The sequence below is a fragment of the Micromonospora sp. NPDC023737 genome, from assembly GCF_040639715.1.
GTDB lineage: Bacteria > Actinomycetota > Actinomycetes > Mycobacteriales > Micromonosporaceae > Micromonospora.
In genome coordinates, this window is record NZ_JBFAAL010000006.1 from 14,766 (window position 1) to 30,181 (window position 15,416).

General features: G+C 67.7%; 13 protein-coding genes. 1 reads left to right on the forward strand and 12 read right to left on the reverse strand.

All coding sequences use genetic code 11. The annotated features are described in order from the left end of the window. Positions 1-74: 74 nt before the first annotated feature. From AB0F98_RS15480 to AB0F98_RS15530, 11 genes are all read right to left on the reverse strand, one after another. A complete protein-coding gene (locus AB0F98_RS15480) occupies positions 75-569 on the reverse strand; it encodes a RidA family protein (protein WP_357734848.1) in 495 nt (164 codons plus the stop codon). Positions 570-654: 85 nt separating this feature from the next. After that, positions 655-2,250: a hypothetical protein gene (locus AB0F98_RS15485; protein WP_357734851.1), complete on the reverse strand. Its 1,596-nt coding sequence runs from the start codon at positions 2,248-2,250 to the stop codon at positions 655-657. A gap of 715 nt (positions 2,251-2,965) precedes the next feature. Continuing rightward, entirely contained in the window at positions 2,966-4,639 is a 1,674-nt protein-coding gene (locus tag AB0F98_RS15490) for an FAD-binding protein (protein ID WP_357734854.1), read from the reverse strand. 485 nt (positions 4,640-5,124) lie between these two features. Further along, positions 5,125-5,421 carry a hypothetical protein gene (locus AB0F98_RS15495; RefSeq protein WP_357734857.1) on the reverse strand — a complete coding sequence of 99 codons (297 nt, stop codon included), beginning with the start codon at positions 5,419-5,421 and terminating at the stop codon, positions 5,125-5,127. 37 nt (positions 5,422-5,458) lie between these two features. Beyond that, complete coding sequence (locus AB0F98_RS15500; protein ID WP_357734860.1) at positions 5,459-6,256, reverse strand: ABC transporter ATP-binding protein; 798 nt, start codon at positions 6,254-6,256, stop codon at positions 5,459-5,461. Continuing rightward, positions 6,253-7,092, reverse strand: a complete 840-nt coding sequence (locus AB0F98_RS15505; RefSeq protein WP_357734863.1) for an ABC transporter permease — start codon at positions 7,090-7,092, stop codon at positions 6,253-6,255. Before AB0F98_RS15505 ends, AB0F98_RS15500 begins: the two co-directional genes overlap by 4 nt. After that, positions 7,093-7,932: an ABC transporter permease gene (locus tag AB0F98_RS15510; protein WP_357734866.1), complete on the reverse strand. Its 840-nt coding sequence runs from the start codon at positions 7,930-7,932 to the stop codon at positions 7,093-7,095. Next, positions 7,929-9,041, reverse strand: coding sequence for an ABC transporter substrate-binding protein (locus AB0F98_RS15515; RefSeq protein WP_357734869.1), 1,113 nt, complete (start codon positions 9,039-9,041; stop codon positions 7,929-7,931). Before AB0F98_RS15515 ends, AB0F98_RS15510 begins: the two co-directional genes overlap by 4 nt. A 7-nt stretch (positions 9,042-9,048) precedes the next feature. Further along, positions 9,049-10,020 carry a sugar kinase gene (locus AB0F98_RS15520; RefSeq protein ID WP_357734872.1) on the reverse strand — a complete coding sequence of 324 codons (972 nt, stop codon included), beginning with the start codon at positions 10,018-10,020 and terminating at the stop codon, positions 9,049-9,051. A gap of 7 nt (positions 10,021-10,027) precedes the next feature. Beyond that, a complete protein-coding gene (locus AB0F98_RS15525) occupies positions 10,028-10,681 on the reverse strand; it encodes an RraA family protein (protein ID WP_355142519.1) in 654 nt (217 codons plus the stop codon). A gap of 31 nt (positions 10,682-10,712) precedes the next feature. Continuing rightward, the gene (locus AB0F98_RS15530; protein ID WP_357734876.1) at positions 10,713-11,480 is read right to left on the reverse strand and encodes an SDR family oxidoreductase; all 768 of its coding nucleotides are present in this window, start codon (positions 11,478-11,480) and stop codon (positions 10,713-10,715) included. Between the two features lie 757 nt (positions 11,481-12,237). Between AB0F98_RS15530 and AB0F98_RS15535 the strand changes: the two genes are divergently transcribed. Further along, positions 12,238-13,596: a mandelate racemase/muconate lactonizing enzyme family protein gene (locus AB0F98_RS15535; protein WP_357734879.1), complete on the forward strand. Its 1,359-nt coding sequence runs from the start codon at positions 12,238-12,240 to the stop codon at positions 13,594-13,596. A gap of 131 nt (positions 13,597-13,727) precedes the next feature. Here the strand turns inward: AB0F98_RS15535 and AB0F98_RS15540 are convergent, their stop codons facing one another. Further along, positions 13,728-15,368: a molecular chaperone GroEL gene (locus tag AB0F98_RS15540; protein ID WP_357734882.1), complete on the reverse strand. Its 1,641-nt coding sequence runs from the start codon at positions 15,366-15,368 to the stop codon at positions 13,728-13,730. Between the last annotated feature and the right edge of the window lie 48 nt (positions 15,369-15,416).

The following is a 15,416-nucleotide window of genomic DNA, read 5'->3' on the forward strand; positions in this document are numbered from 1 at the left end:
CGTTCTCGCCGGCTGGTGCTGATCGGACGCCCAGCGCGGATCACCGGGCGTTCGAGATGGCCCCACGGGATGTGTCAGATGGCGGCGATGCAGTCGATCTCGACCAGGGAATCACCTGGGATGCCCGCAGCAGCCGCGATGGTGGTCCGCACCCCGGGCCTCTGTCCGAAGCGACCGAGGTAGACGGCGTTCATGCCGTCGTAGTCGTCCAGACTGTTGAGGTACACGTTTACCTTGAGCACCTTTTCCATCGATGACCCGACTGCCTCGAGGTTGCGCTCCAGTTCGTTGAGCACGTGCTCGGTGTGCGAGGTGATGTCACCGTCGAAGTGGGCGCCGATGCCGGAGAGGAACACCAGGTTCCCGAAGGTGACGACCGGGCTGAAGAGCGGGTTCTCCGGAGGTTCCCCGCCTGGCCAGTGGGCCTCCTTGACTGGCGGCTTGCACTTGCACTTGTTGCGGTGGTCTTCGTCCTGTCGGTCCAGGGCGACGGCGCCCGGGACGACGGCAGCGACGGCGGCCACCGTGGGAACTCGGCGGATGAACTCCCGCCTGGTCGACTCGCTCATGTTCCTCCCTCTCGCTGATCCGGTGCGGTGCTATTCGCGTGTGCGGCGTGACGGACCAACTGGCCCGCGCCGCTCGGCAACGCCGTCACCCACGTCGTTTGGCGGACCACTTGGCGGCCAGGTACTCCCCCATGTCGAGCGCACCGGCCATCGTCTGGCCGCCGGCCGTGCCGGTGAAGGTGAAGCTGAGGGCGTCGCCGTTCGACTCCGGGTAGTTGCTGCGGAACCGGACCTCGCGGTCGCTGATCGTCCCGGAGAGTGGTCGCGAGACGAACTCGCCGCGATGCGTACCGGTGATCTCGTTGCCCTGCTGGGTCAGCTCGAAGACGTGGGTGGACGAGCTGGCGAGGTACTCGATCTGGACCTCCCACCGGCCGGTGAGGTCGACCGTCGGTGGCAGCGTCGGCGTTTCCGGCTGGGGTGGCGGGTTCTTCAGCAGCTTGTAGAGCTCGTTCGCCACCGTCCGCTCGTCGCCGGGCATCATCATGTATGGAGTGATCGAGACCCCGGTCAATCCGTCGCTGCTGGTCGAGCTGCAGGCGATCCGGGGTTCGCCGGAGTCGAGTGCGCTGACGGCGGCACTGCCGGACAGGCGGAGCTCCTTCTCGTTCCAGAGCACCCGAAGCGACGGTGTCCGATTGGACAGGCCCGTCGGCTGCACGATCCTCGTCGTGACCCCCCGGACCCGCTGCACCCGGTTGGCGATGTGCTCGAGCCATGACGTCCATTGCGCCCACTCGGCGTCGTGGTCACGCCGTACCCACATCTCCACCGCCATCAGCATGCCGATGGCCTCCTCCTTGCCGACCTTGAAGCCGCGGGCGAAGCCGTGGTGCGGGGCGCTGTGCACCCATGCCGCGCGCACCAGGTCCTCACGGCCGAGCACCAGGCCGGCCGATTGCGGGCCCCGGATGGCTTTGCCACCGCTGTACGCGACGAGCGTCGCACCGTTGCGCAGGTGGACGTTGGGGATGGTGAGGATCTCGGCGGCGGCGTCAACCAGGAGCGGCACCCCGCGCGGCTCGGTGATGTCCGCGATCGCCCGGGTGTGCAGTTCGCTCTCGTCCACCCGTGGTCCGGCCATCACGTAGACCATCGCGGTCTGCGGCCCGATTGCCGCCTCGAGCTCTGCGCGGGTGTTCACCTCGACCACGCGTACGCCGACGGCGCTGACCGCGGCCTCGTAGACGTTGCGGGAGTGCCGAGGAATGATCACCTCGGTCTTCTGGAAGCCCGTCAGGTCGGGGATACGGACGTGCAGGTCGGGATTGCCGCCGGCGACGCAGGCGGCGGTCGCGTGGGTCAAACCGGCCGAACAGCCGGAGCTGACCAGGCCGAACTCCGCGCCGGTGAGCTCCGCCAGCCGGGTGCCGACCGCATCCGCCAGCTCGTCCAGGTGTACGTAGTGCCGCGCGGCCGCGTCGATCGCGTCCCGCACCTCGGGCAGCATCAGGGATCCGCTGATGATGGTGAACGTGCCACGAGCGTTGATCATCGGCCGCACGCCGATCGACTCGTAGATTCGCTTACCGATGCGGAGTCCGTCGCCACCTGCCGGCGCGCTCGCCATCGTGGGGGCCGCCATCGCCACTTCCTGCAGAAGTGGACTCAGGGCGAGCACGCCGCCCACGATGCCCCCTCGCTTCAGCAACTCACGTCTGTTCAATGTGCCTGGCTTCATCACAGCTCCTTCAGTCCCTCGCGCGGACGCGGATGCTTGTGCCGGCTCCTGCGGGGCCCGAGATGTGGCGGCGCCTCCGCGGCAGGCCCGCAGCGGACGATCGAGACGGCGGTTGCCGACCACGGTACGAGGGCTTTGACGAGGCGTTAAGCGCATCTCTCTGATGCGAGTATCAGCAAATCTGATTCACTCTTGAAGTGGCTCTAGTCAATGCTCAGCTTCGTTTGCGGAACCTGATCGGAATCGGTCCGACTCTCCCCAACGCGACCCCGCAACGGTCGGTAGCTGCGTAAACATCTCCCTCGCGAGGGGTCTGCACAACCAGCGCGTTGGATCGCCGGACGGCGACGGCCTCGCCTGACGGGCATAAACCAGCGGCCCGATAAATGAATTCCACTCTTGTTATCAATGCCGAGCAGGACCTCACCTACTGTCGTCCGTGCCCCGCTCGGCGCACCGGCTCCGCCATGGCGGAAATGAATGGGCACGACGGACGGCACCGTCGACGCTTCCGTTCCGCATGTCGGCGCCAACGCCATCGCGCCGGGCGTATTCAGGGCGACATTCCCGTTTGTTCGCGGCGGCTGGCTGTGTCACTGCGGACGTGAGCGTGGGCACGCCGATCACCTGCGCCGACCGGGAAGGCCCGGCGGGGCAAGCATTCGCCGCTGAACTCGACGGTGGGAGAGTTGGGCTGCCACTGACTCCCAATGCGCTACACGGCGCCCGGCAGGCGTACAGACTGGGTGTGTCGGAAGGTGTCGGTCGGATCCCAGCGCCGCTTCACCTGCTGGAGCCTGGGGTAGTTCTCCTTGTAGTAGAGGTCGTGCCATGGCACGCCCGAGGTGTTCCACTGAGGATCATTGAGGTCGACGTCCGGGTAGTTGACGTAGCAGCCGTCGGTCACTCCGTTGGAGACGGGAACGCCGCCAGTGCCGCGGTAGACATCGCGGTAGAACTCGCGCAGCCAGGCGACCTTGCCGGCCTCCTCGGCCGGATCGCTCCAATAGTTCTGATACTGCAGCTTCAGGATCGAGTTGCGGTGCGCCGCCGCGGTCGCTCCGGGCTGCACCGCGTTGATCTCGCAGCCGTACGAGCTGACCTGAAGCAGATCGCTGGCGTTCTCCGTGTTGGTCAGGTGCCGGTAAATCGTGGCGATCTGGTCGTCCGGAAAACCGGTCAGCATGTACGTCGACTTGTAGTCCGAGCATCGCGACCAGCTGCCCCCGCCGCCGGAGGACCTGATGGACTGGTACCACTGCACCGCCTGCGGGACGAAGAACTCCGGCCTGGCCGCCTGCTCGCCGGCCCGGACTCGCATCGGCCGTGGCGCGCCCAACCCCGCGCTGACCGCACTGATGAACGCATCCAGCCGCTGCGCCGCGCCCGGCGTACTAGCCTCGATCTGGGTGGACATCGAGATCTCACCGCTCGCCGCCGTATTGAGCGCCAACGAGCTGTGCAGTCCCGCATAGGGCGAGCCCGGGGAACTGTTGGCCTCGTGCCACGTCCCGAAGTTCTTCAGCAGCGTACGGAACCTGCTCTGCGTCATGTCGGCCCAGTCCCAGGAGAGGGAGTGTGAGTACACCTGTCCCGGCGGCTTCGGCAACTGCTCGCTCGGTGGCCGGTTCTCAGTGCCCGGGGTGCGGAGGAAATAGCGGGTGACGATACCGAAGTTCCCCCCGCCGCCACCGGTGTGCGCCCACCACAGGTCGCGGTTGGGATCACCCTCGTCCCGGGTGGCGACCACGGAGCGGGCCCGGCCGCGCTGGTCCACCACGACCACTTCGACCCCGTACACGTGGTCGACGGTCAGCCCGTGCAGCCGGGATAGCAACCCGAACCCGCCGCCGCAGATGTGGCCGCCGGCACCCACCGAACCGCAGGAACCGCCCGGTATCGTCACACCCTGCGACCGATACAGCTCCAGGTAGACCTCGTAGAGCGTTGCGCCGGCCTCGACGACAAACGCGCGACGCGCGTCGTCGTAGTACACGGCACGCATGACCGACAGGTCGATGACGACTTCCACGTCCGCGTTGTAGACGAAGTCCTCGTAACAGTGTCCGCCGCTGCGTACCGACAGGCGCTTGCGGGCTCGTACCGCGTCCTGGACCGCGTCGACCACCTGCTGGGTGGTCTGCACCACCCGGATGCGCTCCGGACTGCCGGTCCACCGCCGATTGCTTCCGTGGACCATGTCCGCATATCGGGCGTCGCTCGGAGTCACCGTGACCGCTTCTCCTGAACTGGTGAGCTGCGGTGCGCCCACCGGCAGACCGGCCGTGGCGGGGCGAGCCGACGCGCCGGCGCTCAGGCCGATCCCGGCCGTGCCGCCCAGCGCCGCCGCGCCACCCAGAAGCACGTTCCGACGGGATACTTCACTCATCCACAACTCCCATCCCTACAAGGTGATTGGGCTGCAGCACAGGCGGACGGACGACAATGCCGGCCTGGAAGCCTGATCCGTACGTCATTCATCAACTCGGCCGCAATTACGATCGCTCTGATGTCGATGCCCGCCGACCTTTTCGAGAGCTGCGGCCTGCGCACTGTCCGGACGTCCGCGCTTGGGTCAATTCCTGGCGCAGTCGGCTTCCTGAACCGGCCCGGGTCCGACTCTATTACGTCCTGTGGCACGGGGTAAACGGTCAGTTACTGATGCCTACATCAGGCACTCTGATAGTGCGCGGCGCATCGTCGCGTTCCACTGAGACGTAGAACGTGTCCGAGAGGGCTCTATGGTGGGTGGATCACCAGACACCCACTGTGGACGTGGACACGGCAGCAGCGGCCGCGCGACAGGCCCAGATCCCGAACGCGTTCTCACGCGTGCTGCCGGTCGGAGCATGGTTGCGGTTGAGCCGTACCCGGTCACCGGCTCCGGTTCGGCAAGCTGGCCGGATCGATGCGCTCGATCCAGTACTCGCGAGCGAGCGCCTCCACGCCCGCTGGCGAGACCGACCGCAGGTGCACGACCATGTCGCTGGTGCCGGCGACCCGTCCGTGCTTCTGCAACTCCAGGATGTGATAGCGCTCCGGGGCGAAGTTGAGCACCACATCGACGCCGAACCTGCCGCGCTGGTCGGGGTGTTCGCCCACACCAGGGGTCACCTTGCCGACCGCCTGGATGCTCAGCCAGACCTGCCAGGCGAGGAGAAGAAGTACCACGACGCCGATCCGGCGAAGCGCCGATATCCGGACGACGCTAGTCAGCATCGATCGCAGGGATGACATCTTCGGCACCTCCCGACAGCAGTTCGGTGATTCGGTTGGCGATGTGGCGGAACTCGGGCAGCTGGGTCGTCTCCCGCCAGGTCCTCGGCCTGGGCAGATCGATCGTGACGATCTCCCGGACGATGCTCGGCCGCTTGGACAGGACGACCACTCGATCGGAGAGAAACACCGCCTCGTCGATGTCGTGAGTCACGAAGAAGACCGTGGGGCGGCGCAACTCGAACACGCGGGTGAGGTCTTCCTGCAGCTTACGGCGTGTTTGGGCATCGATGCTCGCGAACGGTTCGTCCATCAGCATGACGTCTGGCTCGTTGGCGAGCACCCGGGCCACGCCCAAACGTTGCTGCATGCCGCCGGACAGCTCGTGCGGATATTTGTGCTCGAACCCTCCCAGGCCGACGAGCTCAAGGTACTCGCGAGCGGTCGCTTCGCGTTGCTTGGGTGGGACTCTCTTCATCCTCAGCCCGAAGGCGGCGTTGCCGAGCACGGTCTTCCACGGGAAGAGGGCGTGGCTCTGGAAGACGACGCCACGGTCGGGGCCTGGACCGTCGACGACGCGGCCGCCGACCTTGACCGTCCCGGCGGTCTGCTTCACGAAACCGGCGATGATGTTGAGCACGGTCGTCTTTCCGCAACCGCTCGGGCCGAGGATCGAGACGAACTCACCCCGGCCAACAGTGAAGGAAACCTCACCGATCGCGGTGATCTCTTCGCCGGTGTAGGTGTCGACGTAGTCCTTGCTCAGACCGTTGATCTCAAGCGCGGTCACTTTCCTGCCTCCGCCTGTCGAACCAATCCCCAGCGCTCGACTGTCGCCCTCTCAAAGGGCGCAAGGACGAGCGCGTCCGTCGCGTACCACAGGACACCGAGCACGATCATGCCCAGGAAGACCTCGGCCACGTCCCCGACCCGCCGAGCGTCGAACATCATGAATCCCACTCCGCTGGTCCCGACGATGATCTCCGCGGCGACCAGCGCCCGCCAGCCGTAACCCAGTCCGGTTCGGATACCACTGGCCAGCGACGGAAGGGCGCCGGGGACGATCACCTCGAGGAAGACACGCAGCCGACCGGCGCCGAGACTGCGCGCGGCTCGGATCAGTTCGTGGGGTACCTGTTCCACCCCCGCGACGATGCCGAGGACCAGGGGAAACACGATGGTGTAGACGATGACGAAGGTGACAGCGGTCAAGCTGAAGCCGAACCAGACGATGACGATCGGCAGCCAGGCGATGTCGGCGATCGCCTGGAAGAAGAGCAGCAGCGGCCAGGTCAGCCGACGCGCCCAGAACGACATCGCGATCGCGAAGCCGAGCGGCAGCCCGATGAGCAGCCCGAAGCCGACCCCGTACATCAGCCGAGTAAGCGAATCGGAGAGATAGCCGGGCAGCACACCCTTGCGCATCAGCTCGACGAACTCGCCGACCACCGTATCCGGCCCCACGAAGAATGCGCCGGGGAAAACCTTGAGCTCGGCCAGCAGCCACCACAGAAGGACGACCGGCACGAAGGGGCCGAGGACCCGTACGACTGGATTGGCGAAGAGTCGACGCCGGATCGCGAAGACACGCTTCGGTCGGACCGGTGCCCGCGTCGTGATGTCCACCTACGTCGCCCCCTTCATGCCCCAGCGCTCCACGGTGCGGCGCTCCAGTGGTGCCAGCAGCAGTCGGTCCATCACCAGCCAGAGCACACCGATGATCACCATTGCGGTGATGACCACATCGGTGGAGAACTCGGTCTGCGCCAGGAACAGGGCGTAGCCCAAGCCGGCACTGCTCGCGATGATCTCCGCGGCGACGAGGCCACGCCAGCCGTAGCCAAGACCGATCCGCAGGCCGGTCACGATGCTGGGCAGGGCTCCTGGTAGGAGGACCTCGAAGAACATGTGTAGGCGGCCGGCGCCCATGGACCGCGCGGCGCGGAGCAGTTCGATCGGGATTCGCTGCACACCGAGCATGGCGTTGTAGGTGAGCGCGAAGAACATCGCGTTCCACACGATGAAGATGACTGCCGAATCGCTGTAGCCGAGCCACAGCGTCGCGATCGGGATCCAGGCGATGCCGGCGAGCGCGACGGAGAACCGCAGCAGCGGCGCGAAGAACGCCGCCAGCGTGGGGCTGACACCGAGTGCCACTCCGAACGGCAGCGCGGTCAGCACCGCGATCGCGGCGCCGACGCCGACCCGGCGCAGGCTCGCTCCGAGGTGCCGGAGTAGGTCACCGCTCACCCACATCTCTCGCAGTGCTGCGAGCACGTCGGTCACCTGCGGGAAGACCCGCATGGGGGTGTTGGTGACGGCGACCACGGCAGCCCAGATGACGATGAGCAGGACGAACGGCAGGATGAACCAGAACGCGGACACCATCCGGGCGGTAGGGCCACGGCGCGCACCGCGAGCAACCTTGCGGCGCGCGCCCTGGCTACGAATCTCGGTGAGGGTCACGGACAGGCCTTCATCGCTGCTTCACGGTCGAACTGGAAGCCGTCGCTGATCGCCGCGGCCTGCGGCACGGCCGGCAGGTCGTCGAAGAGTTCAGGTCTCGACTGCATCACCTCGAGGATCGGCCCGGGCTCGAAGTACTTGTTGACATCGAAACCGGCTTCGACCACGTCCTGCTCGGCCAGCAGCTGGCTGATCGTGTCCAGGGCGAGGTAGTTGCACTGACTGAATCGGCCGTCGAGTTGTTCGACGTTGTACTCCATGGCCCTGCTCGCCACCTCGGGCTTGGTGCCGGGCAGCCAACGGGCGGCGGATTCCGCCGCGTCGGCCGGGTTCTTGCGCATCCACTGGTCCACGCCCGCGCGAGCGGTCAGGAACTTGGTGACGACCTCAGGATTCTGCTCGACGAAGCTACGGGTGGCGATGATGTAGCCGATGAACGGGATGTACCCCCCGCCGCGCAGCACCTCTTTGGCGCCACTCACCTGGTCGGTGATCACGATCGGCCACGGGTCCCAGACGACGGCCACGTCGATGCCGTTGGTCTGCAGCGCCACGGCCATGTCCGGTGGCGCAGTGTTGACGATCCGCACGTCGGTCGCGGACAGGTTGGCCTTCTGCAGCAGGCCGAGCAGGTAGAGATGGTTGATCGAGCCGACCGAGACTCCGATCCGTTTGCCCTTCAGAGTCGCCAGGTTACTGGTGTCGATGCCGGCCTTGTCGGTCGCGACGACTGCCATCGTCTGGTCGATGCTGCGCCGGGTGGACGAGCCGGTGTAGTTGCCGAGCAGGACCAGGTCGATCCCCTTCTGGGCCGCGGAGATGATCGGTGTACCCGCCTGCACGAAGTCGACGCTGCCCGACTGCAACGCGTTCAGGGCGTCCACTCCGGTGGGGAACGGCTGAGCCAGCTCCACGTCCAGACCTTGCTCCTCGAACTGTCCCGTCTCGAGCGCGACGGGCAGCCCGATCTGGTCGATCGCGGAGACGTACCCGGCCCGCACCTTGACGATCCCGCCCTGGCCGTCGCCGACCGGGCCATCGTCGATGGTGGAACCACCGCCGCACGCGGCCAGCAGCGTCGTGACCGCCACCGCAGCCGCAGTGATCATCGAACGCCTACGATATGACAACAGAATCACCCTCCGCTAGTGGTCGACCGACGCCCTCTTCGTGCAGCGCGGTCATAATCGCGTCGCGACGAGGAATCGGGTTGACCGCTCCGTGACCTTGCGTCGTGAGTGCTCCCGCGACCGCGGCGTAGCGTGCGGCCTCGACCGGGGAGTCCCCGTCGACGAGGCGGGCCAGGAAGGCGCCGTCGAACGCGTCGCCGGCGCCGGTGCTGTCCACGGGCACGACGGGGTGCGGTGGGATCGCGCTGACCTGGTCCTTGTGCCAGAGCAGCGCGCCCTGTTCGCCCATCTTCAGCACCACGATCCGGGGGCCGAGAGCCACGAACCACCTGAGGACGTCGTTCGGCGTCGTGCGCTCACTCAGCAGCCGGCCCTCCTCGATGTTCGGCAGCGCCACATCGCACAGTTGCACACTGCGGGTGATGACCGCCCGGGCTCGTTCCAGTGGCCACAGCGTAGGTCGATAGTTCGGGTCGTAACTGACCAGCGTCGATCCGTTGCGGGCGGCGCGCATCGCGTGGAAGGCGGCGTCACACGCCGACGTGCTGATCGCCTGGGTGATCCCGGAGACGTGCAGGGCCGCTGCCGCCTCGATGGCCGGCAGCGGAACGTCCCGCGGACTGAGACGACTCGACGGCGAATCGGCCCGGTAGTACGTGAAGGAACTGCTGCGGCTGTCGCGGGAGATGAAGTAGATGCCTGTACGTCCGCCCGGCTCCCGCACGACGTGGGTCGTGTCGACACCCTCGCGCTCCCACAGGCGCAGCAGCGCGGTGCCGAACCCGTCGTCGCCGATGCGGGTGAGGTAACCGGTGCTCGCGCCCGACCGGCTTGCCGCGATGATGGCGTTGGACGTGTCGCCGCCGAAGCCGACCGAGAACTGTTCGGCCTCGTCGAGGGACTGGTCCGCTACGGAGCTGAATTCGAGCAGCGGTTCACCGAGGGCGAGTACGTGCATCGCGACCTCACACCCGGTTGTGCTTCGCGATGCCGGTGAGCAGGGAGCCCGTTTCGTGGATCATCCTGGTCTGCTCCCGCTCGCGCGCCTCGATGAGCTGCGCGGCCCGCAGCACCTCGGCCATCCGGGCGGCCGGGACACAGACCACGCCATCACTGTCGGCGACGATCAAATCACCAGGAGAGATGGTCACGCCGCCCATGTCGACCGGCTCGTTCAACGACACCGTCCGGTAACGCCCGACCGTGGTCGCCGGGACACTGCCCCGGGCGTAGATCGGCAGGTTCGGGTAGTCACGCCGAATCTCCTCCACGTCCCGCACGCACGCGTCGAGGACGGCACCACCGATGCCCCGCACCGAGGCGCCGGCCGCCATGAGCCCGCCCCACACCGCGACGTCGGCCCCACCGGCCGCAATACAGATCACGCTGCCCGCTTCCGACTCCTCGATCGCGCGCAGGGCGTACGTCGGCGGCTCCACGGTCTCCGACGGCTCCTCCAGCACGGTGACGGCCGGGCCGACGAGCTTGCCGGGCAGGATCGGCCGGATGTCGCCGGTCAGGTATCCGCGGACCCCGAACTGCTCGACGGCATCCGCGACGGACGCGGTGGCCAGGGTCCGATAGGCGTCGATCATCTCCTGGGGCGGCACGACAAGCACGTGGTCTTCCTTTCGTTGCGGTTGTTGGTGGTCAACGGCACAGCCAGCCGCCGTCGACGACGAGGATGTGGCCGTGGACGTAGGCGGCCGCGTCGGAGGCCAGGAAGACCGCCGCGCCCACGATGTCCTCCGGCGTGGCCCACCGGCCGGCGGGAATCCGGGCGGTGATCTCGGCCCGGCGCTCCGGGTCGGCACGCAGTTGGGCGGTCACCGCCGTCTCGACGTAACCCGGGGCGATGGCGTTGACGTTGATCCCGCGGCCGGCCCACTCGTTGGCCAGCGCCTTCGTGAGCCCGCCGATCGCGTGCTTGCTCGCCGCGTAGGACGGGACGAACATGCCGCCCTGGAAACTGAGTACCGACGCGATGTTGATGATCTTTCCGCCGCCGCGCTGGAGCATCCGGGCGCCGGCGGTACGAGCGAAGTGGAACGCGGCGTGCACGTTCACCTCCATCACCTCGTACCAGTCGCCGTCGCTGAACGTCTCGGCCGGCGCCCTGCGGATCACGCCCGCGTTGTTGACGAGAATGTCGATGTCGTGGGAATCGAACAGCGACTCGACGAACGCGGGCCGACCGGCGATGTCCAACAAATCGAACTGGATTGTCGACGCCCGAGCACCGATCGCCCGCGCCTGATCCGTCACCTCTGAGAGGTCGTCGCGCTCGGACAGCAGAACCAGTTCGGCGCCGACAGCCGCAAAGCCCAAGGCAATAGCACGTCCGATCCCGGTGCCGGCGCCGGTGACAAGGGCACGCCGGCCGTCCAGGCGGAACATCGGCGGCGTCTCTTCCGTCACGGGCACAATGTCCCCTCACCTCTCGCCGGGCTGGTCCCACCATTGGTGGTGCGGACGAGACTAGGCGAGTTGTTGCCGGCCGTTAACAACGGAAATCAAATGGGCGTATCCGCATAACGGATGGCGGCGGCGTGACAAGCCGACGCGCACCGGGGCACACCGGACGCCAACCCGGTCGGTGCACCATGAACGGCCGGGTGGACCCGATGCCTGGCAGCTGCCGGCGGCCGGGCACCCCAGCGCCGGTCACGGCGAGGACCGGGGTGCGTACGACGGCCGTGCCGGCGTTCGGCGGGAACGTCCCGTCGAGCGGAGACAGCGACAACCGCTGACATAGGCGCTTGTCGACACCGACTGTCAGCGCCGATTCGATATCCGAATGATCGGATCCGTAACTCGAACTTAACCGGCCGCGGCGCATACCTATAGCATCTGGCCCCACAAACAACCGATCATCCCCCGGGCCGAGCCGACAAGCTCTTTCACTGACCATTTCCGGCGGGCCGGGACTCGGCGAGTCGCGGCCCGTCCATCGCTCGACCAAATCACCGCCGGGTGCGGCGCGACGCCAGAAGGGAACGAGGCCAGAAGCGTAAGGCATTGACAACCACGGGTTCGCCGAGAAGCTGTGGCACGTCCCGCCGGCCTCGCCGTCGGGCCCGTTTCCGATCCTGTTACCCGATTTCTGAAAGCGCACAGAGAGGGCAAGAACCTCATGACAGCAAATTCGAACCTCGGACGACGGGGGTTTCTGGGCATGGCCGCGGCCGGCGCGGGCGGGCTGAGCCTGGCGGGACTGGTGTCGTCGCCGATGGAGGACCAGGTCGAGTACGCCACGCAGAACGTGTCCAAGACCTCCAGCCCGTCGGACCTCAAGATCACCGACCTGCGCACCGTCACGTTGCGCGGCGTGCCGTTCCGCAGCACGATCGTCCGGATCGACACCAACCAGGGGTTGTACGGCCTGGGTGAGGTGCGCGACGACGGCGACCGGCGGTACGCGCTGCTGCTGAAGAGCCGCCTGGTGGGCCAGAACCCGCTCAACGTCGAGAAGCTGTTCAAGATGCTCAAGCAGTTCGGCGGGCACGGCCGCCAGGGCGGGGGCGTGTCAGCCGTGGAGATGGCCCTCTGGGACATCGCCGGCAAGGCCTACGGGGTGCCCGTCTACCAGCTGCTCGGCGGGAAGTACCGCGACCGTGTCCGCGCCTACGCCGACGCCGCCGTGTCGAACAACCCGAAGACCTACGCCCAGCGCATGAAGGACCGGGTCAAGGAGGGCTACACCTTCCTGAAGATGGACCTCGGCATCGAGATGATCCAGGACGTCAAGGGAGCCTTCAACGGCAGGAACCTGTGGCCGGGAGACCTCGCCCAGTACAACTTCACTCCCGGCGGGTACGGCGCCACCCTGCACCCGTTCACCAGGGTCCAGCTGACCCGTAAGGGCCTGGACGCGATGGCCGACTACGTCGAAGCCGTGCGCGACGCCGTCGGCTACGGCGTACCGATCGGCCACGACCACATGGGACACTTCGGCATCAACGACCAGATCAAGCTGGCCCAACGCCTCGAGGAGTACACGCCGGCGTACATGGAGGACGTCGTGGCGTGGATGTACACCAAGCAGTTCAAGCAGTTCCGGGAGTCGACGAACGTACCGGTGATGACCGGCGAGGACATCTACGGACTCGAGGCGTTCAAGGAGCTCATCGACGCCGAGGCCGTCGACATCGTCCACCCGGACCCGGCCACCGCCGGCGGCATCCTCGAGACCAAGAAGATCGGCGACTACGCCGAAGAACACGGCGTCCCGATGTTCCTGCACTACGCCGGGTCGCCGGTGGGAGCGATGGCCGCCGTGCACATCGCCGCGGCGACCCAGAACTTCGTCGCGCTGGAGAACCACTCGTTCGAGGTCGAAGGCTGGGACAACATCATCAACGGTCCGGCCAAGCCGCTGGTGAAGGACGGCTTCTACACCGTGCCGCAGGGGCCCGGCCTGGGTGTCGAGCTGAACGAGCAGGAGGTCAAGCGCCGGATGGACCCCGCCGAGGGATACTTCAACCCGACGCCGGAATGGGACAAGGCGAACTCCCACGACCGCATCTGGAGCTGACACGCGAGCGGCCGTCGCACCCCCAACGCCGCGGCGGCGGACCAGGTACCGAGAAGGGGGCCGACCCATGCGGTTCGGCCCCCTCCCGCGCCGCCGCCCATCCGTAGGACCCGACCGGACCGCCCGCGTGGTCAGTGCTCGTGGCCGTGGTGGTGACCGTCCTCGCCGTGGCGGTGCCCCACGTAGAAGTCGACCGTCCGGCTGCTCGCTGTGCCGGTCACGACCGCCTCGGTGGTGAGAAGCGCCCCCGTCACCGACGCCGCGGTGCGCAGCGCGCGAAGCGCCACCGACACCGGGTCGACGATGCCCTCGCCCAGCAGGTCGCGGTAGTCGCCGCTGCGCGCGTCGTATCCGATCTGCTCGGGCAGTGAGGCGACGTGGGCGGCGACATGCGCCCCGTCAGCGCCGGCGTTGGTCGCGATCCACCGCAGCGGCTCGGCGAGCGCCTCGCGGACGACGTACACCCCGATTTGCTCGTCGCCCAGGGCCGGCAAACCGTCCAGGGCGGTCCCGGCCTTCACCAGCGCGGCCCCGCCGCCGGCGATCACACCGTCGCGGGCCGCCGCCCGGCCGGCGGACAGCGCGCGCTCCACCCGCTGCATCCGCGCCTCCCGCTCGACCTCGGTATGGCCACCCACCCGAAGCAGACACACCCCGCCCGCCAACCGGGCGATCCGCACGCGCAGCCGGTCCCGTTCCCAGTCGGAGGTGGCCTCGGCGAGACGGGTCCGGATCTGCCGGATGCGCTGGTGCACCGCCGCCTCGCCGCCCGCACCGCCGACGACGGTGGTGTCGTCGCGGGTGACGACGACGCGGCGGGCACTGCCGAGCACCTCGAGTCCGACCCGTCCCAGCCGCAGGCCGGCCTCCGGGGCGATCAGCTCGGCACCGGTGAGGGCCGCCACGTCGCGCAGGGTCTCGATGCGGGTGCCGCCGAGTTCCGGTGCCTTGACGGCGACACTGCGGAGCGACTCCTCCACGTTGTTCAACAGCAGGGTGGCCAGGGCGTCGTCGACGACGTCGTCAGCGATGACGAGCAGCGGCCGTCCGGTCGCCACCACCCGCTCCAGCAGCGGCAGGAGCTCGGCGAGGGCGTCGATCCGCCCGTCGTGCAACAGGACGTACGGGTCATCGAGGACAGCCATCATCCGCTGTGGATCCATTGCCATGTACGGGCTCAGGTAGCCCGCCGGTAGTCGGAGTCCGTCGAGCAGATCCATCTCCGTGCCGGCTGCCTCGGACGCCTCGACCGTCACCACGCCGTCCGGGCCGGCCTTGTCCAGTGCGGCGGCCACCAGTTCCCCCAACTCCCGGTCCCGGACGGCGTTGGTGGCGACCCCGGCGAGGTCGGCCACACCGGCGACGGGTCGGGCCCGGCCCCGCAGATGCGCGTCGACCGCGTCGACGGCCCTCCCGATGCCGCGCTTGAGCGCAACCGGAGAGGCTCCCGCGGCGATCGCCCGCAGTCCGTGCCGCGTCATCGCCTGGCAGAGCACGATCGCGGTAGTCGCGCCGTCACCGACGTGGCTCCTGGTGGTCTCACCGGCTTCCCGCGCCAGTCGCAGGCCCAGGTTCGCGTACGGATCGTCCAGACTCAGGCCCGCAGCGACGGTGTCGCCGTCGGCGGTGACGCTCGGAAGGCCACCACCGGGGCGGCCCAGCACGACGGTCCGGCCGTGGGGACCGAGAGTCACCCGGACGGCGTCGGCCAGCGCGTCGACGCCTCGCTGCAGGCGCCGCCTGGCCGACTCGTCGAACAGGATCTCGGGCATGGACGCGTTCCTTCCGGTGGAACCGGGCAGCGGGAGCCGGCGCGCGGG

Bases quoted from the DNA above. Each gene is read 5' to 3' on its own strand.
- AB0F98_RS15485 (WP_357734851.1), bottom strand. From the start codon at position 2,250: ATGAAGCCAGGCACATTGAACAGACGTGAGTTGCTGAAGCGAGGGGGC.
- AB0F98_RS15520 (WP_357734872.1), bottom strand. From the start codon at position 10,020: ATGCACGTACTCGCCCTCGGTGAACCGCTGCTCGAATTCAGCTCCGTA.
- AB0F98_RS15540 (WP_357734882.1), bottom strand. From the start codon at position 15,368: ATGCCCGAGATCCTGTTCGACGAGTCGGCCAGGCGGCGCCTGCAGCGA.
- AB0F98_RS15515 (WP_357734869.1), bottom strand. From the start codon at position 9,041: ATGATCACTGCGGCTGCGGTGGCGGTCACGACGCTGCTGGCCGCGTGC.
- AB0F98_RS15490 (WP_357734854.1), bottom strand. From the start codon at position 4,639: ATGAGTGAAGTATCCCGTCGGAACGTGCTTCTGGGTGGCGCGGCGGCG.
- AB0F98_RS15535 (WP_357734879.1), top strand. From the start codon at position 12,238: ATGGCCGCGGCCGGCGCGGGCGGGCTGAGCCTGGCGGGACTGGTGTCG.
- AB0F98_RS15480 (WP_357734848.1), bottom strand. From the start codon at position 569: ATGAGCGAGTCGACCAGGCGGGAGTTCATCCGCCGAGTTCCCACGGTG.